Genomic DNA, 18927 nt, shown 5'->3' with positions numbered 1-18927 from the left:
CATATTACAATTGCATGACATTTTACGGCATGACGACCCCTGCCCCGTACCTCGAGGCCGAGCCCGCATGACGTCCGACGGGCGGATCACGGCCGGCATCGCGCTGCTGATCCCGGCCGCCGGGCTGTCGCGGCGCATGCGGGGCGGCGACAAGCTGCTAGAGCTTGTGGACGGCGTGCCGCAGCTCCGCCGCATCTGCGCCGCGGCCCGCACCCTGCCGGGGCCGGTCGTGGTCACCGTGCCTGCCGCCGACCATCCGCGCGCGCAGGCGCTCGCGGACGTCGGGGCAATCCTCGTTCCCGTCCCGGACCGCGCGGAAGGCATGGCCGCCTCGCTGCGCCGCGGGATCGCCGCGCTGCCGCCCGGCACGCCCGCGGCGATGATCGTTCCCGGAGACATGCCGGACCTCGCGGCGGCCGACCTCGCCGCGATCGCGCAGGCCTTCGACCCGGACGCGCCGACGCTGGTGCAGGCCACCGCGGCCGATGGCACGCCCGGCCATCCGGTGCTCTTCCCTGCGGACTGCTTCGACGCGCTCGCAACCGTTGCGGGCGACAGCGGCGCCCGGGACGTGCTGCGCGCGCACCGGGCGCGGCTGCGGCACGTGGCGCTGCATGACCGGCGGGCACTCACCGACCTCGACACGCCCGAGGCGTGGGCCGCGTGGCGGGCGGAGCGGCCGGGCCGCACCTGAAAAAAGGACCGGAACGGCGGTCGGCCGTCCCGGTCCGGGTGCGCCGAGGCAAACGGTGCCCCGGCAGCTGCATATACTCGTTACGTCACAGACCCCGTCAGCGCGTCAGCAGCTGCGCCTCGTGCTTCTTCAGCGACCGGCGCGCGGAGGTATAGGCGCGGATGCCGTCAGCGTGCTCGAGCTCCGGGAAGAGTTCGAGGATTTCCTGGCGCTGCGCGGTGCCGATGCCCTTGAGGCTGTAGTCGCCGGGCTGGAAGCTCTCGGTCCACGCGCCGTTCGACAGCACCACCTCGTGGGCATCGAACATGAAGTGGATGTAGCTCACGCCGAGGGCCGTCACCTCGTCCACGCCTGCCAGACCGGTGAGGTGCTTGGCCGCGGCCAAGACCTCGCGCTCCTCGAAGTAGAGCGCGGTCTTGTCGTTGTTCACGAGGACCCGGTGGTTCGGCGACACGAGAAGGTCATGCGCCGGCAGGCCGTTCCCGAGCGATCCCTTCTGGATCAGGATCGGCTTCATGTGCGGCTTGCGGGCCAGGTCGAACGGCGTCAGGTCCTTGCGGCCGACCCAGCGGATCTCCTGGATGCCGTTGTCGCGGGTGATGACGCGATCGCCCTCGCGCAGTTCCTCGACCAGGCGTTCGCCCTGCGGCGTCGCGATCAGCGTGCCGGGGGTGAAGCAGGGAATGACCTCCTCGATGTTGAAGAAGTCCATCGTGCCGGTCACGTTGCCGGCGCCGTCGAGGAACTCGACCGTGCCGTCGATGCCGTTCGGGTCGCGATCCGGGCCGTCGTCGTCTGCCGTGACGTTGGTCAGGCGATAGTTGCCCGCGCCGACGCCCGACAGGTCGAGCGTGTCGAAATCGTCGCCTTCCGACCCGCCGCGCACCACGTCGCCCGCGCCATCGGCGGCCGTGTCCACCACGATGCGGTCGCGGTCTGCGCCGCCGTCGATGTCGTCGATGCCTGCGCCGCCGTTCAGCAGGTCGGCGCCCTGCCCGCCCAGCAGCGTGTCGGACTCGTCGCCGCCGTTCAGAACGTCCTCGTCGATGCCGCCGTCCAGCAGGTCGTTGCCCGAGCCGCCGTTCAGCGTGTCGTCGTCGTCGCCGCCGATCAGCGTGTCGTTGCCCAGCGCACCGTCGATCGAGTCGCGGTCGTTCTCGGGCGACGGGTCGACGTCGTCGGTCAACTCGAGCGCCGCGAGGTTCGATCCGTCGATGAAATCGTCGCCCTGCCCGCCGTCCAGCGTGTCGGAGCCGTGGCCGCCGAGGATCGAATCGTCCCCGATGCCGCCCATGACGAGGTCGTCGTCGATGCCCGCGTCGATGGTGTCGTTGTCCGCGCCGCCGTCGATCGTGTCGGCATCGTCCCCGGTGAAGATCAGGTCGTTGCCGGTGTTGCCCTGCACGCTGTCGCGGCCGTCACCGGTGTTGGGGTCCGCCTCGAAGCCGAGCGGGATCGGGAACGCGCCGTCGGGATAGTCCGAATAGGTGTCGGTGCCGGCCACGATGGTGTCGTCGCCCTGCCCGCCGGTGATGGTGTCCGCGCCCTGCGCGTCGGTGATCAGGTCGTCGCCCGTGCCGCCGTCGACCAGGTCGTCGTCGACGCCCGCCTCGATCACGTCGTTGCCGGCTCCGCCCAGAACGGTGTCGCGGTCGTCGCCGGTGGAGATGGTGTCGTTGCCCGCCCCGCCGTCGACGCTGTCGCGGTCGTCCTCGGGGTCGGCATCCTCGTCGAAGCCGTCGAACGGATCGTCGGCCTGGGAAAAGGGCGAGCCCGCGGGCAGGTCCTCGACGGGAAGGACGTCGGTGTCGATGGCGCCGTCCGCGAAGGGCTTGCCGGTGTCGATCAGGTCGTCGCCGTCCCCGCCCTCGACCGTGTCCGAGCCCTCGCCCGACTGCACGGTGTCGTCGCCGCCGCCGGCGACCACGCGGTCGTCGTTCGGCGCATCGCCCGGAATGATCGCGTCGTCGTTGTCGATCCGGTCGGGCGGCGTGTCGGGATCGCCGAGATAATCCTCGTCGATCAGGTCGCCGTCGTCGGTGCCGGTCACGATGCCGTCGCGCCCGCCGGTCACGGTCACGGTGACCGTCGCGGTGTCGATGCCGCCCTGCCCGTCATCGACCTCGTAGGTGAAAGTGTCGGTGCCGACGAAGCCCGGCGCCGGGGTGTAGATCACGGGGCCGAGCGGATCGGCCTGGCTCAGCGTGCCGTTCGCCGGGCCCGACAGGAACGCCGAGACGCCGAGGATGTCGCCGTCGCCGTCGGTGTCGTTCGCCAGCACGTCGATCGACACGGCCTCGCCCGCGGTGGTGATCGCGGTGTCGTCGACGCCCACCGGCGCCACGTTGCCGTCACCGTCGTTCGATACGGTCACGGACACGGTCGCGGTGTCGGTACCGCCGTGGCCGTCATCGATCTCGTAGGTGAATGTGTCGACGCCGGTGAAGGCGCCGGTCGGCGTGTAGGTGATGGTGCCGTCGTCGTTCACGACCACGGTGCCATTGGCCGGCTGGGTCACCGAGGTGACACCGAGGATGTCGTTCTCGGCATCACTGTCGTTGGCGAGGACGGGAATGTTGACGGCCGTCCCGGTGGCGGTGTTGACGGTGTCGTCCTGCGCGTCCGGCGCGACGTTCCCGATGCGATCTACCATTACTCGACCCTTCCAAAAAACAACCGGGACGCATCCCCGGCACGGCGGCGTTGCGGCACCGTTTGATCCGGTACCTTGGTCTGCACGCATGACGGGCTGCCGGAGGATGGATCGTCGTCGGGCCCGAACCTGCCGTCAGGCAAGCCGATCCCGTCGGAGCACGGCCGATTGCCCGGCACATGCGACCCGTCGCATCCCTGCGAACTCACTTCATGCTGGCGGCCGCCCCCGTGGCCTATTGTTGTCGCCCCCCAGTCGGGCGTGATCCGAGTCTTAGCCGCAGCGCACCGGGGCACAAAGAGCAAAAGTGTCGGAAAAGCGTCTTGATCAGGGCCGCCCTGCCCGCTTTGCGGCGCATTTTTGCCGATCTCGACACGTTCTGATTGAAGGTTCGTTCCAAACGCCGGGACAATGCCCATCTCCGCGCTTCGGAAAACAAGGCAAATGCCGACTCGGGACGCGGATTAGGTTTCCATACCGGAAACGATCTGCAAATCGGGCGGCACGGCGCGCAATTGCGGCAGTGCGCGGATCCGAATGCACGTCATTGTTGTCTTGAAAGCCGTCAATGCGCCTCACATCGCGCATTTGTTCCGCGTTTGCGTGCGCTTCGACGCGTCAGACCGGGAGCGGCAGGCGAATCGGACGGAAATCGGGCAGCGCGCCAGCGGCGCGGAATGCGGCGATTTGCGGGCGGACGCACGCCGGCCGGCCCCCGGTCAGAAGAAGTCGACCTCGCCATCCGCCGCGCCCGGGCGCGCATGGTCCTGCCCGTCGAGGGCGCGTGCGAGGTCGCGCAACCGCAGGCCCTGCAAGAGTTCCCCGATGTCGAGCGCAAGGCCCGGCGGTACCGTCTCGGCCACCTTCTCGAGAAGCTCGCCCAGTTCGCGCAGGGTCTGCAGCTTGCGATCGAGCCGCTGCAGGGTGAGCGGGTCCATGGAGGGGCCCGCCGCGCCGGCCTGCAGGCTGCGCGTGATCCAGTCCTCGACCACGAGGCCATCCTCCTCGAGGCGCAGGATCTCGGTCGAGAGCCGCCGGAAGAGGTCGGCCAGCGGCACCGCCGCAGGCCGGATGGGACGCGGATCGGTCACAGCGGCCCGACCACCGCTTGAAGGCAGGTGCGCATCTGGTTGGTGTCGAAGGGTTTCTGGATGAAGTTGTTGAGGCCGAGCTTCTTGCCGGTGGTCAGGATCTCGTTGTCGAGCCGGCCGCTGACGAGCACGAAGCCGATGCGCTGCGTCGTCTTGTTCTCGCGCAGCGCCTTCAGCAGCTGCAGGCCGTTCAGCCCCGGCATGTTGTAGTCGGAGATGACGATGTGCACGGGCTTTGCCGCGAGTTTCTGCAGCGCGGACTGGCCGTCCTTGCAGAAATCGACGTTCTTGATGCCGATCTGTTCCAGCGCCATGAGGATGAGCGAGCGGCTCGTGCTCATGTCGTCGACGACCATCACCGAGAGCGAGTTCTTAAGTGACATGGGTAAGCGTCCTGCTGTCTGGTTTGGGCGCACGCGGGCGCCGGAACGTCGTCTTGCCGCACAGTTCGAGCCGGTCGCGGAATTCCGGACCGAGCCGTTCCGAGTGACCGATGAAGAGGTATCCCTCGGGGCCCAGCACCTGTTCGAGGCCGCGCCAGATGCGCGCCTGCGTGCCCTCGTCCATGTAGATTGCCACGTTGCGGCAGAAGATGGCGTCGAAGGGCCCGCGCATGGGCCAGGGCTCCATGAAGTTCATGTAGCGGAAGCTGACCAGGCGCCGCACGTCCGCCCGGACCTGCACCATGTCCGCGCCGCCCGGCTCGAAGAGGACGGGACGCAGCGTTTCGGGTACCGCATTCAGGCCTGCATCGCGGTAGCGGCCGAGTGCCGCGACCTCGAGGACCTCTCGGCTGATATCCGTGGCAAGGATGCGCACGTCGAACCGCCCGGCATCGGGAAAGGCGCCGAGAAGGACCGCGGCGATGCTGTAGGCCTCCTCTCCGGTGGAACAGCCCGCCGACCAGAGCCGGAGCCGCCCGCCGCCGCGCACCCGGTCGACGAGCCCGGGCAGCACGTCGCGGGCGAGGATGTCGAAATGCTGGCCCTCGCGGAAGAAGCGCGTCGTGTGCGTGGTCAGCGACATGACCATGCCGTAACGTTCCGCAGGGTCGCCGTGCCGCACGAGGTCGACATAGTCCGCGAAGGACGACAGCCCGAGCCGCCGCACGTGCTTGACCAGCCGGGCGAAGACCAGCTGCCGGTTCTCCGGCCCGAGCGAGATGCCGGCATCCGTGCGCAGCATCGCGCTGATCTCGGCGAAATCGCGGTCGGTGAAGGCGCAGTCGTAGGCGCCGGTCCACGCGGCCGTCTCGGCGGGCAGCGACGGGGTCATGCCTCCTCGACCACCCTTGTTCTCGGCAGGACCGACGCGATGTTGAGGATGCGCAGCATGCGCCGCTCGTCCGCGATCACCCCCTCGATGAAGTCCGCGGCGTTCTCGGAGGTCGCCCGGGGCGGCGACTGGATCTCGCTCGGCGAGATGCCGATGATGTCCGAGACCGCGCTGACCAGGAAGCCGACGGTCTGGTCGCCGAGCACCGCGATGATGATGACGTGCCGCTCGGTCGGGGTGATGGGCTCGAGCCCGAGGCGCGCGGCGAGGTCCACGATCGGCACCACCGCGCCGCGCAGGTTGATCACGCCCAGGATGTGCGCCGGGGCGTGCGGCAGCATGGTGACGTTGGTCCAGCCGCGGATCTCGCGCACCAGCATGATGTCCATGCAGAAATCCTGCTCGCCGATGGCGAAGGACACCAGTTCGCGCGTCGCGTTGCCTTGCATGTCGAGAGCATCCGTCATCACTCAACCTCCCGCGGCCGACATGAGTGAGGCGACCGCCGACCCGCTGTCGGCCATGCGCGCGGTCTCCTCGGGGTCGATGATGAGGGCGATCTTGCCGTCGCCGAGGATGGTGGCCGCGGCCACCCCGTCGACATGACCGTAATTGCCTTCGAGGCTCTTGATGACCACCTGGCGCTGGTCGATGATCCGGTCGACCGCGAGCCCCCAGCGTTCGCTCTGCTCGGTCTCGACGAGCAGGATCACCATGCGCGCGCGGTCGACCGGCTCGTCGCGGTACGAGAAGATCATGCCCAGGTCGACGATCGGCACCAGCGCGTCGCGCACCTTGATCACCTGGCTCGTCGCACCGATCATGTGCAGGTCGGACAGGTCGGGGCGGATCGTCTCGACCACCGAGGTGATCGGCACGACCATGGTCTGGCCGGCCACGTCGACCACCATCCCGTCGAGCACGGCGAGCGTGAGCGGCAGCGAGATCGAGAACGTCGTGCCCTTCCCCGGATGCGAGAAGATGCCCACGCGTCCGCCGAGTTTCTGGATCTCGCTGCGCACGACGTCCATGCCGACGCCGCGTCCGGACAGATCGGTCACGCTGTCCGCGGTGGAGAAGCCCGGCAGGAAGAGGAGCCGGTCGATCTCGTTGTCGGACAGCTGCAGATCGGGGGCGATCAGGCCCTTCTTCACCGCGATCGCCTGCACCTTGGGCCGGTTGATGCCCGACCCGTCATCCGACACCTCGATGACCACCCGCCCCGACCGGTGACCGGCCGACAGGCGCACCGTGCCGGTGGGCGTCTTGCCGGCGGCGCGGCGCCTGTCCGGAGCCTCGAGCCCGTGATCGATGGCGTTGCGCAGGATGTGGGTGAGGGGCTCGATCAGCCGCTCGATGACGGTCTTGTCGATCTCGGTGTCCTCTCCATCGGTCTCGAAGGCGACGGACTTGCCGGCGATCTCGGACGTCTCGCGCACGATCCGCGCCATGCGCTGGAACAGCTGCTTCACCGATTGCGCCCGCAGCGACATGACGCATTCCTGGATCTGCAGCGCGAGGTTCTTGTACTCGTCGAGGGAACCGCCGATCTCGGACCGGTGCGCAACGTTGGCGTCGCTCAGGCTCTGGCTCAGGACCGACTGGTTGATGACCAGCTCGCCCACGATGTTGATCAGGCTGTCGACGAGGTCGAGATCCACGCGCACGGTCGATTTCGGTGCCCGCCCGGGGGCGGCCTTCGCCTCGCGCCGCGTGCTGGGCGCGTCGGCCTCCGACGTTTCAGGCGCCGGTGGTCGGGCCGCCGGATCTGCATCGAAGGTGGCGACCGGCGGTGGCGGCAGCTCGTGCGGCGCCTCCACCGCGTCTTGACTGCCGGTCGCGTCCTGTGCACCGGAGGATGCCTCGATCCGGACCTGCGCCAGTCCCTCGACGAACTCGAATATCTCGCGCAGGTCCTCCTCGCTGGCCTCGCTCAGGAGTTCGAGGCGCCAGGACAGCAGGCACACGAGCGGATCGAGCGCATCGAAGTCGGGCAGCGCGGACAGGTCCGCCTCGACCGTCAGATCGCCCAGCGCCGCAAGTTCCCGGAAGAGGTGGACCGGGTCGTGCCCGTTCGCGAAGAGCTCGCGCGAACAGGTCATTTCGATGCGGAACGTGCGCGGGATCGGCTCCCCCGCCCCTGCAGGGTCGAAGTCGAACGGGATCGCCAATGGCAGGAACGCCAGATCCCCGTCGTCGGGACCCGCGGACGTGACGTCCGGGATCGGGACGACGGGTGCCGCGACCTGCGGCGCATGTCCTGCGAGCGCGTTCAGCTGCGCAAGCAGCGCATCGCCGGCTGCGGCATCGAGCGGCGTGTCGGACCGGCTCGCGGCGACGAGATCGGCAAGGTGATCCGCGGCGCGATGCAGCACGCGCACGTTCGTCGTGTCCGGCCGCACCTTGCCGGAACGCATCAGATCGAGGACCGTCTCGAAACAGTGGGAGAACCGGACAATGGGCTCGAGCCCGAAGGACGCCGCGCCCCCCTTGATCGAATGTACCGTCCGGAACACGGCGTTGATCGTCTCCGTGTCGAACGTGTCGTCGGGGATCGCCGCCTCGATGTCGGCGAGCCCGTCATTCAGGGCCTCGAGCAATTCCTCGCATTCGAGGAAGAAGGTCTGCTTGATGTCGTCGAGCGAGGACATGGCGGCACTCACATGGCTGCGATGCGGCGGATCGCGGCGACGAGCTTGACGTCGTCGAACGGCTTGACGATCCAGCCCGTGGCGCCGCTGCGGCGGGCACGTTCCTTGAGCTCCGCCGCGCTCTCGGTGGTGAGCACGAGGATCGGCAGGCTTGCACGCGATTCTGCGGCACGGATCGCGCTGATCACGCCGAAGCCGTCGAGCCGCGGCATGTTGATGTCGGTGATGACCACATCGGGATCGACCTCGTCGAGCGATTCGAGCCCGTCCACGCCGTCCTCCGCAGTGTAGACGTCGAACCCCGCGCGCACGAGGCAGAGCCGGAGCATCTCGCGGATCGTGCGGGAATCGTCGATGGCAAGGATCTTCAGCGTCATGCATGCTCTCCCTGGTCCGGCAGCAGGCCGTCGAGGCCGAGCAGCCTGAGGTCGTCGGCCAGCCCGTCCGAGGGCAGAAGCCGGATCGTCGTGCCGTGTCCTTCCGAGGCGCGCACGAACAGCAGGAGCACCTGCGCGCAGAGCGTGCCGATGCCGCGGCAACCGCGACCGTCGAGCGTCGCGTCGGTTCCCAGCGCCTCGGCGAGCACGTCGAAGAGCGGTGCCGCCGCGTCGGTGTCGAGCTTGTCCGGCAGGAGGATGTCCGTGGTCATTGCGAACCTTTCTAGAACAGCGTGACGTCGCCCTGCGGCGCGCCCGCAGGGGCGGCGCTGAGCGGGGGAAGCTCGTCGCGCACGAAGAGGAGCCGGGCATGTCCGGTCGTGGGCACGTAGCGGATGCGCCGGGCCCGCTCGCCGCCGAGGCTGCTCGAGACGAGGCGGATCGCCTCGGTCTCGAGGAAGTTCAGCGCGAAGGCGCAGTTGCTCTCGCCGATCCGCGCCATACGTCCGGCCATGGCCGCGCCGCCGAAGAGCTTCGCCTCGAGCCGCGACTTCCGCGCGCCGCGCTTGAGCAGGGCGTTGATCAGGACTTCCATCGCGTAGGTGCCGTAGCGCTCGTCGAACCGACCGGAACCGTCACCCTCCGCGAGCAGGAAGTGGTTCATGCCGCCCACGCGCGCGACCGGGTCGCACAGGCAGGTCGCCACGCAGGAGCCGAGAAGCGTGGAAAGAACCACACCCGGGTCGTCGGTCACCTCGTACTCGCCCTGCACCACGAGGTGCGTCCGGGCATTGTCGAGGTCGTCGCGTGTCTGGGCATCGGGCATCCGGTCGCTCCTCGGGCCATCGGGTCTCTCGGTCCGCACGCCGGCTCGTCGGCGCGCGCCGCGTCAGAAATCGGTCCATTGCTCCGCGACGGGCGCCGCCCGGCCGCCGCCCGCCGCGGCGCGGGCCGGCGCCGCGGCCGTGCCGCCTTCCCGCTGTGCGGGCTCGGGGGAGCCGCGGCGGGCCGAGGGTTCCGCCGGCCGCGACAGCCGGAAGTGAGAGATGGTCTCGACGAGGCCGACCGCGTCGTTGCGCAGCGCCTCGCTGGCAGCGGTGGTTTCCTCGAGACGTGCGGCGACCTGCTGGGTGGTCTGATCGAGCTGGTTCACGGAGGCGTTGATCTCCTCGAGGTTCAGCGACTGTTTCTGGGCCGACCCCGCAATCTCCGAGACCAGCGTCGAGATCTCGGCCACGGATTGCGAAATCTGGTGCAGCGCGTCTCCGGTGCGGCCGACGAGGTCGACGCCCGTGCGCACCTGGGCGCCGCTGTCTGCGATCAGGCCGTTGATCTCGCGCGCGGCGTCCGAGGAGCGCTGCGCGAGCGCGCGCACCTCCGAGGCGACGACCGCGAAGCCGCGGCCCGCGTCCCCCGCCCGCGCCGCCTCGACGCCGGCGTTGAGGGCCAGCAGGTTGGTCTGGAAGGCGATGTCGTCGATGACCTTGATGATCGAGGTGATCTTTTCTGACGAGGCCGCGATCTGGTCCATGGCCGCGACCGTCTTGACCACCACCTGGCCGCTTTCCTCGGCGTTGACCTTCGCGGCGCTGACCGCCGTGTCGGCACGCAGCGCGCCCTCGGCGGTCGCACGTACCGAAGTGGTCAGCGCGTCGAGCGCCGCGGCTGCCTCCTCGAGCGTCGCGGCGGTGCTTTCGGTGCGCCGCGAGAGCGCGTCCGCGGTGTTGCTGATGTCACCAGATTCGTTGCGGATGTTGGACGCGCTCTCGGCGATCTCGACGAGGGCGCGCTCGAGCGTCTGCACGGTGGCGTTGAAGTCCTGGCGAAGCGCGTCATACCCCCCGGCGAAGGGCGTGTCGATCCAGGCTGTGAGGTCGCCGTCGCTGAGCTTGCGCAGACCCACCCGGAGTTCCTCGACCACCTGCACGCGCTGCGCCTCGACCGCCTTCTGCTCGGTTTCCGCCGCCTGCAGCGCCTCGCGCGCCGCGGTGATGTCGGTGCCCAGGAGCAGGAGGCGGATCGCCTCACCCTTGCGGTCGCGCACGCAGCTCAGGCTGCCCTCGAGGAAGACCTTGGAGCCGTTCGCGCAGGCCAACTGGACAACGCCCGCAAAGGGCTCGCCCTTCAGGACCGCGTCCACCACGGCGGCCGGTCGCCGCGCATCGTCGCCGAAGCCCGACACGAGGTCCGCCAGTCGCCGCGTGCCCATCGCGGCCTCGCCCACGCGCAGTCCATCGCGCATCAGCGCGTTCATGCGGGTGACGCGGCCGTCAGGCGTGAACTCGGCCAGCATCTGGTTGCCCTCGATCGTGTCGATCATGGCGTTCTTGAGCCAGAGCTCGCTCACATCGGAATATTCGAGGAGATAGCCCATGATCGTGCCATCGCCGCCATGGATCGCCTGTACCCGCAGCATCAGCCGGCCGAGGCCCACGGGAATGTCGATCTCGAGCGCTTCCTTGCCGAGGCTGCGAATGCGGTTCTTGATCTGGTCGCCCTGGCCGTGGCCGTGGAAATGGTCGACATTGCGCCCCACCAGATCGTCGGGGTCGAAATTCGTCCGGGCGCCCTGCCGCAATTCGGGGGCGTAGCGCCGCAGGAGGTCGACCAGCGCGCGGTTCACCTCGACGATTTTCGTGTCGGCGTCGACCAGCATGATGGGCGCGGAGGCGTTGCTGAAGGCGGTGCTCTGGTACTCGACCGCGCGCCGGGTCTCGGCGGCATTGGCCAGCGAGACGCGCAGCTCGTCCAGCGCGGAGGCGATCTCGCCCAACTCGTCCGACCGCCTGGTCTGCGCCACCGGGTCGTCGTAGGCGCCGTCCCGCAGGCGACCCACAGTCTGGCGCAGCGCACGCACGGGCCGCGAGATCACGAGGTTGTAGGCGAAGAGCGCGCAGAGCAGCGTGACCACGAGCGCGCCCGTGGCGACACCCAGTGCCCTGTTGTTGATCGACGTGATCCCGGCCATGGCTTTCGCCGTGCTCCAGCGCGTGGCGACGGCGCCAACCACCGATTCCTCCGGTCCGTGGAGGATCGGGTAGGCGATGGTCAGACCGTCCGCGGAAAAGGCGGGCTCCCCCGCCTGCAGGGCCGCGCGGGCGAGGTCGTCGACCCCCGCACCGGCATCGAGCGCCCGTGCCTCGCGCGCCAGGACCTGCCCGCCGGCATCGAGGATGGTGACGGCCTCGAGGTCGTCGCTGGCGGAGACGAAGAACTCGTCCATCAGCAGCCCGGCATGGTCCGGGCGCGAGAACCGCGCAGCGCCGACGACGATGCTGCGGAAGAGCATGGTCTCGGCCCGGGCGGCGCTCCGCAATTCGTCGAGCACTGCGCGTTCGACCCCGCGGGAATAGATCGTGGCGACGACCGCGGCGACGAGGAGGATCGAAGCCACCGTGAGGAGCGCGATCTTGAGGGACAGGGAGCGCAGGATCGAACCTTTTCGGGAGGTCATGGGCAGGGACTCCGGTCTCGCGGGGGAAGTGGGGCCGTGATGGGGGATCAGAACGCGTCGACGTCGACGCCGACGGTGACCGCGCCGATGGCGACGCCGTCCGCGGTCGTAAAGGGCATAGAGATCTGGACCTGGTAGATCTGGGTCGACTCGTCGAACTCGACCTCGCTGGCGTGTACGGCCCCCGTGGGGAACGTTTCCTGGAACTTCGGCTCGTCGCCCTGCCAGAAATCCGACGTGACCGCGCTGATGGCGGCGTTCATGCCGTGATCGTCCATCAGGATGATCTCCGTGATGCGCCCGCCCGACGCCGCGACCGCCGCGCGGAGGATGCCCGAGGCGGCGCTGTCGGCGACAGCCCCGATCGTGGGGGCCGTCGCGGCGCCCACCTCGGCGCGCCAGGCGACGTCGAGCGCGAGGAGGTCGGCCTCGGCCATGCCCGCATGGCGGACATTGCTGGCCTGCACCGCCGCCACGAGTTCGGGATCCGACGCCCAGGCGGCGACCTGCTCCTGCACGTAGGACGTCATGGCGGCAGTGTCGCCGGACGCCCACCCGGCGGTCGCCAGGGCCGCGGTGAGGCCGAGAGCGGTCAACGTGATCTTGCCGTGCATGCCGAAAGCTCCTTGCTGGTTGGCGTGCCGAGGTCCGGCGGCGCATGGGGACCGCGCCGCTCCGGTCGCCGGCGACATTCGCCGAGAAGCCTTTAAGGCGCAGTAAAGGCGGCTCCGCCTGCGGGCGGGACAATCCGTAGATTTCGACCCAGTCGGTGCGCCCCTCCCCCTTGGCCGCGCGGCCCGGCGGACCAAATTGCGCGGGAACCGGCGGCGCGAGAGGCCGTCGCGACAGGAGGTCCCGCCCGTGCTGCGCAGCCTGCTCGCCCTCGTCCTCGTCGTCGCGGGGCTCTGGTGCCTCGAGGCGGCGCGCTCGGGCGTCGCGATCACGCGCGCGGACGTGGGCGCGACGCCGGTGACGCGCTACGCGCGCCCCGGGGCGGACGGGCCCGTCGTGGTCATCGCCCACGGGTTCGCCGGGTCGCGGCAGATGATGGCGGGCTACGCGCTTCCGCTGGCGCGGGCGGGCTACCGTGTCCACGCCTTCGACTTCCTCGGGCACGGGCGGAACCCGGTGCCCATGTCGGGCGACGTGACCGCGCAGGACGGCGCCACGCGGCGCCTCGTCGTGCAGACCGAGACGGTGATCGACGCCGTGGCGGAGGGCACGCCCGTGGCGCTCCTCGGGCACTCGATGGCGACGGACGTTCTGGCGCGGGTCGCCGCCGCGCGCGACGACATCGGTCCCGTGGTGCTGGTCTCGGCCTATTCGGGGGCAATCGACGCCACGACGCCGCGCGACCTCCTCATCATCGCGGGAGCATGGGAGCCCGGGCTGCGCGGGTTCGCCCGCGAGGCCCTGCGCATGGTCGATCCCGCCGCGGACGAGGGCGACACCGCGCGGGCCGGCACGGTGATCCGGCGGGCGGTCGCCGCGCCCTTTTCCGAACACGTGGCGGTCCTGCAAAGCCGCGTCGGCCGGGCCGAGGCCGTGGGCTGGCTCGACCGCGCCTACGGGCGGACGCACCCGGTGACGATCCCGCCCACGGGCTGGGCCATCCTCGCGGTGCTGGGCGGCCTCGTGGCGGGCATCGTGCCGCTCGCGCGCCGCCTGCCCGCCCGCGCCGCACCGCCCCTCCCGCTCGGCCGCGGACGGCTCGCCGCGGTCACGCTCGTGCCCGCGATCGCCGCGCCGGCAGGGGCGGTCCTTCTCGACGTCTCGGCGCTGCCGGTGCTCGTCGCCGACCACCTCGCGGTGCATCTGGGCCTCTTCGGCGCGCTGCAGCTCGCGCTCCTGTGGCGCTGGGGCGCGCGCCCCGGCGGGCTGTCCCTCGCGGGGCTCGGGCTGCTGCTGGCATGGTCGGTCCTCTTCGGCGTGGCGCTCGACCGCTATGCCGCGAACTTCTGGCCGGTGGCGGAGCGGCTGCCCATCATCGCGGCCCTGGCGGCAGGCGCCCTCCCATTCATGCTGGCCGACGCTGTCCTGACGCACGGCGCGCCGCTCGGGCGGCGGATCGCGCTGCGCGGCGCCTTCCTCGTCTCGCTCGGCCTGGCGGTGGCGCTGGCCCCGCGCGAGCTGTTCTTCCTCGTGATGATCGCGCCGGTGATCCTGCTCTTCTACGCGGTCTTCGGCACCGCCGGCCGGGCGGTGTCGGCGCGCACCGGACCCCTCGCCCCCGGCATCGCGCTGGGCCTCGTGCTCGCCTGGGCCCTCGGCGTGAGCTTTCCGCTCTTCGCGGCGTGACCGAAGTGCCGCGGCGTCTTGCCCGCCTGCGCCGGGCGACGCATCATCACGTGATCGTGCGGTGGATGTGTGAACTGGATCGTGCAGTCGTGCCGTAACACGACCGTGCACGGACGGCGAACCGTGCCGGCACCAACGGGGAAATGCGCATGTCCGTCCTGAAGCAACTCCTGCTGTGCGTCGCGGTGCTGGCGGCGGCGGTCGTCCTCTGGGCGCGCTACGTGCCCTCGGCCGCGCAGGTCCTCGACCGCTACGGCATCGCCGACATGCTGGGCATCGAGGTGGCCGAGGCGGCGGCGCCTGCCGCGGGCGGCTTCGGCGGCGGCGGCCCCGCGCAGGTGGTGGTGGCACCGGCGGGTTCGGGCACCATCGGCGACCGGGTCGAGGCGCTGGGAGACGGCCAGGCCCTGCGCGCGGTGACGCTGCGCGCCGAGGTCGGCGGCGAGGTGGCCGAGATCGGCCTGTCGACGACCGGCTATGTCGAGGAGGGCCAGGTCATCCTGAGGCTCGATGACGCGGCCGAGCGCATCGAGGTCGAACGTGCGCGGCTCCTGCTCGAGGAGGCACGCGTCGAGGCCGAGCGCATCGAGCAGCTGCGCGAGACCGGCGCCGTGACCGAGGTACGCTCGCGCGAGGTGCGCCTCGCGCTGCGGACGGCGGAACTGGCGCTGCGGCAGGCGGAATACGACCTCGCCCAGCGCGTGGTGCCCGCGCCGCTGTCGGGCTGGCTCGGCGTGCTCGACGTGCAGGTGGGCGACCGGCTGTCGGCGGGCGACGAGATCGGCACCATCACCGACCGCTCGGCGCTCCTCATCGATTTCCGCGTGCCCGAACGCGTGATCGGACGCATCGATGCCGGCAGCCCGGTCATCGCCCATCCGCTGGCGCGGCCCGGCGTCACGCTCGAGGGCAGGATCCATGCCATCGACAACGTGGTCGACCGCGCGAGCCGCACGCTGCGGGTGCAGGCCCGGGTCGACAACGCGGACGATCTCCTGCGCGCGGGCATGGCCTTCACCGTCGAGATGACGTTCCCGGGCGACACGCTGCCCTCGGTCGACCCGCTGGCGGTGCAATGGTCGGCCGAGGGGTCCTATGTCTGGGTCGTGCGCGACGCGGCCGCGGTGCGGGTGCCGGTGACGATCCGGCAGCGCGACGCGGACCGGGTGCTGGTCGAGGCGGATCTCGCGCCCGACGAGCCGGTCGTGGTCGAAGGCGTGCAGAGCCTCCGGCCCGGCGCGGCGGTCAGCGTGGTGGACGGCCGCGACGCGGAACTGGCACGCGACGGGTCCGCCCCGCGCGCCGAGCTCTGAGGAGTGCCCGCATGAGCGATCCCCAGGACGCGGCGCTGGTTTCGGGCTCGGGCACGGCCCTGTTCGTGCGCCGGCCGATCCTCGCCTTCGTGCTCAGCACGCTTCTGGTCCTCGCGGGCCTCGCCGCCCTGTTCGGCGTCGAGATCCGGGAATTGCCGAACGTGGACCGGCCGGTGGTGACAGTGCGCACGGACTATCCCGGCGCCTCGCCCGAAAGCGTCGACCAGGAGGTGACGGGCCGCATCGAGGGCGCGGTGGGCCGGGTCCCCGGCATCCGCACGATCTCGTCCCAGTCGCGCTTCGGCGACAGCCGGGTGACCATCGAGTTCGAGGACGACGTGGATCTCGACGTGGCGGCGACGGATGCCCGCGACGCGGTCGCGCGCATCACCAACCAGCTGCCCGACGGCGCCGAGACGCCGCGCGTGGTCAAGGCCGACGACAACGCCCAGCCGGTGCTGCGCGTGGCCGTCACCGCCGCCGGACGCTCGCCGCAGGACCTGACCCAGATCGTGCAGGAGCGGATCGAGGACCGCCTGATCTCGATCGACGGCGTGGCGGACCTGCAGATCTACGGCGACCGCGAACCGATCTTCCGTGTCGACATCGACCTCGGGCAGCTTGCCGCCCGCGGGCTGACGCTGGCCGACGTGCGCACCACGCTGGCGGACGTGGCCTACGACACGCCGGCCGGCGACCTCGTGGGATCGCGCCAGTCGATCAACGTGCGCACCACCGCGACGGTGGACACCGAGGCCGCGTTCGAGGACCTGCCGATCACGGACGACGTGCGGCTCGGAGAGGTCGCGCGCGTGACCCTCGGCCCCGCCCCGAACGAGACCGTGCTGCGCGCGAACGGCCAGACCGGCGTCGGCATCGGGGTGATCCGGCAGGCCACCTCCAACACGCTCGAGATCTCGGCCGACGTGCGCGCCGCGGTGGCGGAGCTGAACGAGACGTTGCCCGAGGACGTGTCGATCTTCGTCACCTCTGACGACGCGGTGTTCATCAACGGCTCGATCGAGGAGGTGCTGAAGACGCTCGGCATGGCCGTCGCCATCGTCGTCCTCGTGATCTACGTCTTCCTGCGCGACCTGCGCGCGACGCTGATCCCGACGCTGACCATGCCGGTGGCGCTGATCGGCACGCTCGCCGCGATCTACCTCGTGGGATTCTCGGTCAACATCCTGACGCTGCTGGCGCTTGTGCTGGCCACCGGCATGGTGGTCGACGACGCGATCGTCGTGCTCGAGAACATCGTGCGGCGGCGGTCCGAGGGCATGGGGCCGCGCGCCGCCGCCGTGCTCGGCACCCGGCAGGTGTTCTTCGCGGTCGTCACCACCACCGCGACGCTCGCCGCCGTCTTCGTGCCGCTGTCCTTTCTGCCCGGGCAGGCGGGCGGCCTCTTCCGCGAGTTCGGCTTCACCCTCGCCTTCGCGGTGATGCTGTCCTCGGTGGTGGCGCTGACCCTCTGCCCGGTGCTGGCGAGCCGCTTCCTGACCCGTCCGCCCGAGGGCGAGGCGCGCGGGCCCATGGCATGGCTCGGCGACCGGCTGGCCGGGCTCTACCGGCGCTGCCTCGAGGCCGCGCTCGCCCTGCCGATGGTGGTGGTCCTCGCCGCCGTGCTCTTTGCCCTGACGGCGGTCGCGATGTTCGGCAGCGTCCGGCAGGAGCTGACCCCGCGCGAGGACCGGGCCGTGGCCCTCCTGCGGGTGACCGCGCCGCAGGGCGTGTCGCTCGACTACACCCAGGCCAAGATGCGCGCCATCGAGGAGATGGTGGCGCCGCTCGAGGCCTCGGGCGAGATCCGCAACACCTTCTCGATCACGGGCTTCGGCGCGGACAATTCGGGCTTCATGGTGTTCTCGCTCGCGCCCTGGTCCGAGCGCGACCGCAGCCAGGACGAGATCGTCGGCGACATCAACCGCGGCCTGCGCGACATCGTGGGCGTGCGCGCCTTCGCCATCCAGCCCAACTCGCTCGGCATCCGGGGCGCGGGGCGCGGTCTGTCCTTCGCCATCACCGGCACGAGCTACACGCAGCTTTCGGAGGTCGCCGAGGCGCTCGTCGCGCGGATGCAGGAAAACCCGGCCATGGGCCAGGTCCAGCTCGAATACGAGACCACGCAGCCGCAGCTCTTCATCGAGATCGACCGCCAGCGCGCCGCCGATCTGGGGGTCGACATCACCGGCCTCGGCGAGGCGCTGCAGGCGGTGCTCGACGGACGCACAGCCGGGTCGGTCTTCATCGACGACACGAGCTACGACGTGCAGATGCTGTCCACCTCCGACCCGGTGGACGATCCGGGAGACCTGCAGAACGTGTTCGTCCAGGCGGGCGACGGGACGATGGTGCCGATGGCGAGTTTCGTCAGCCTCGAGGAGCGCGCGATCGCGCCCGAACTGAACCGCGAGGGCCAGAACCGGTCGGTCGAAATCTCCGCCTCGCTGTCCCCCGACCTGGCGCTGGGCGACGCCCTCGCCGAGGTCGAGCGCATGGGCGCCGAGGTCTTGTCGGAGGAGAACCGGATCGTGCCGCTCGCCGAGGCCGCGGAGCTCGAGCAGACGTCGTCCGGCCTGCTCCTGACCTTCGGCTTCGCCATCGCGGTGGTGCTCCTGGTGCTGGCGGCGCAGTTCGAAAGCTTCATCTCGGCGGTGGTGGTCATGGCGACGGTGCCGCTGGGCCTGGCCTGCGCGATCTTCGCGCTGGTCTTCACCGGGCTCTCGCTGAACGTCTACAGCCAGATCGGGCTCGTCATGCTGATCGGGATCATGGCCAAGAACGGCATCCTCATCGTCGAGTTCGCGAATCAGCTGCGCGACGGCGGCGCGAGCGTGCGCGACGCGATCCTCGACGCCTCGACCATCCGGCTGCGCCCGGTGATGATGACCATGACCTCGACGGTGCTGGGCGGCGTGCCGCTGATCCTGTCCGCGGGCGCGGGCGCCGAGGCGCGCGAGGCCCTGGGCTGGATCATCGTGGGGGGGCTCGGGCTCGCGACGCTCTCGACGCTGTTCCTGACGCCGGTGGCCTACCTGCTCCTCGCGCGGTTCTCCTCGCCCCGCGCAGAGGAGGAACGCCGGCTGACGCAGGAGCTCGACGAGGCGCTCGCGCGCTGAGC

Annotated in this window: 15 protein-coding genes; 4 read left to right on the top strand and 11 right to left on the bottom strand. The window is 70.3% G+C overall.

Annotated elements, in window-relative coordinates:
- Nucleotides 1-67 precede the first annotated feature (67 nt).
- The gene (locus RISW2_RS01280) at nt 68-694 is read left to right on the top strand and encodes a nucleotidyltransferase family protein (protein WP_043765574.1); all 627 of its coding nucleotides are present in this window, start codon (nt 68-70) and stop codon (nt 692-694) included.
- 97 nt (nt 695-791) lie between these two features.
- On the opposite strand, the gene RISW2_RS01275 is transcribed toward RISW2_RS01280, so the two are convergent.
- From RISW2_RS01275 to RISW2_RS01225, 11 genes are all read right to left on the bottom strand, one after another.
- Nucleotides 792-3347, bottom strand: a complete 2556-nt coding sequence (locus RISW2_RS01275) for a Hint domain-containing protein (protein ID WP_051491730.1) — start codon at nt 3345-3347, stop codon at nt 792-794.
- A 719-nt stretch (nt 3348-4066) separates the two neighbouring features.
- On the bottom strand, nt 4067-4438 hold the full coding sequence (locus RISW2_RS01270) for a hypothetical protein (protein ID WP_043765572.1): 372 nt from the start codon (nt 4436-4438) through the stop codon (nt 4067-4069).
- Nucleotides 4435-4821 (bottom strand): response regulator, encoded by a 387-nt coding sequence (locus RISW2_RS01265; protein ID WP_043765570.1) that lies wholly within the window; start codon nt 4819-4821, stop codon nt 4435-4437. The genes RISW2_RS01270 and RISW2_RS01265 overlap by 4 nt, the downstream gene beginning before the upstream one ends.
- Nucleotides 4811-5713 (bottom strand): CheR family methyltransferase, encoded by a 903-nt coding sequence (locus RISW2_RS01260; RefSeq protein WP_043765568.1) that lies wholly within the window; start codon nt 5711-5713, stop codon nt 4811-4813. The genes RISW2_RS01265 and RISW2_RS01260 overlap by 11 nt, the downstream gene beginning before the upstream one ends.
- Entirely contained in the window at nt 5710-6180 is a 471-nt protein-coding gene (locus RISW2_RS01255) for a chemotaxis protein CheW (RefSeq protein WP_043765566.1), read from the bottom strand. Before RISW2_RS01255 ends, RISW2_RS01260 begins: the two co-directional genes overlap by 4 nt.
- Nucleotides 6181-6183: 3 nt before the next feature.
- Nucleotides 6184-8364 (bottom strand): chemotaxis protein CheA, encoded by a 2181-nt coding sequence (locus RISW2_RS01250; protein WP_043765564.1) that lies wholly within the window; start codon nt 8362-8364, stop codon nt 6184-6186.
- A gap of 8 nt (nt 8365-8372) precedes the next feature.
- Nucleotides 8373-8741, bottom strand: coding sequence for a response regulator (locus RISW2_RS01245; protein WP_043765562.1), 369 nt, complete (start codon nt 8739-8741; stop codon nt 8373-8375).
- On the bottom strand, nt 8738-9013 hold the full coding sequence (locus RISW2_RS01240) for an STAS domain-containing protein (protein ID WP_043765560.1): 276 nt from the start codon (nt 9011-9013) through the stop codon (nt 8738-8740). The genes RISW2_RS01245 and RISW2_RS01240 overlap by 4 nt, the downstream gene beginning before the upstream one ends.
- Nucleotides 9014-9024: 11 nt before the next feature.
- Nucleotides 9025-9567 carry a chemotaxis protein CheD gene (locus RISW2_RS01235; RefSeq protein WP_051491729.1) on the bottom strand — a complete coding sequence of 181 codons (543 nt, stop codon included), beginning with the start codon at nt 9565-9567 and terminating at the stop codon, nt 9025-9027.
- A gap of 63 nt (nt 9568-9630) precedes the next feature.
- Nucleotides 9631-12195: a methyl-accepting chemotaxis protein gene (locus tag RISW2_RS23385; protein ID WP_051491728.1), complete on the bottom strand. Its 2565-nt coding sequence runs from the start codon at nt 12193-12195 to the stop codon at nt 9631-9633.
- 47 nt (nt 12196-12242) lie between these two features.
- A complete protein-coding gene (locus tag RISW2_RS01225) occupies nt 12243-12809 on the bottom strand; it encodes a PDC sensor domain-containing protein (protein WP_043765558.1) in 567 nt (188 codons plus the stop codon).
- A gap of 247 nt (nt 12810-13056) precedes the next feature.
- Between RISW2_RS01225 and RISW2_RS01220 the strand changes: the two genes are divergently transcribed.
- From RISW2_RS01220 to RISW2_RS01210, 3 genes are all read left to right on the top strand, one after another.
- Nucleotides 13057-14493 carry an alpha/beta fold hydrolase gene (locus RISW2_RS01220; RefSeq protein ID WP_051491727.1) on the top strand — a complete coding sequence of 479 codons (1437 nt, stop codon included), beginning with the start codon at nt 13057-13059 and terminating at the stop codon, nt 14491-14493.
- Between the two features lie 149 nt (nt 14494-14642).
- On the top strand, nt 14643-15806 hold the full coding sequence (locus RISW2_RS01215) for an efflux RND transporter periplasmic adaptor subunit (protein WP_043765912.1): 1164 nt from the start codon (nt 14643-14645) through the stop codon (nt 15804-15806).
- 11 nt (nt 15807-15817) lie between these two features.
- Nucleotides 15818-18925, top strand: a complete 3108-nt coding sequence (locus tag RISW2_RS01210; RefSeq protein WP_043765556.1) for an efflux RND transporter permease subunit — start codon at nt 15818-15820, stop codon at nt 18923-18925.
- Nucleotides 18926-18927: the final 2 nt, after the last annotated feature.

The organism is Roseivivax isoporae LMG 25204, assembly GCF_000521865.1.
In the GTDB taxonomy this organism is placed as follows: domain Bacteria; phylum Pseudomonadota; class Alphaproteobacteria; order Rhodobacterales; family Rhodobacteraceae; genus Roseivivax; species Roseivivax isoporae.
This window is presented reverse-complemented; position numbering and strand designations above follow the sequence as displayed.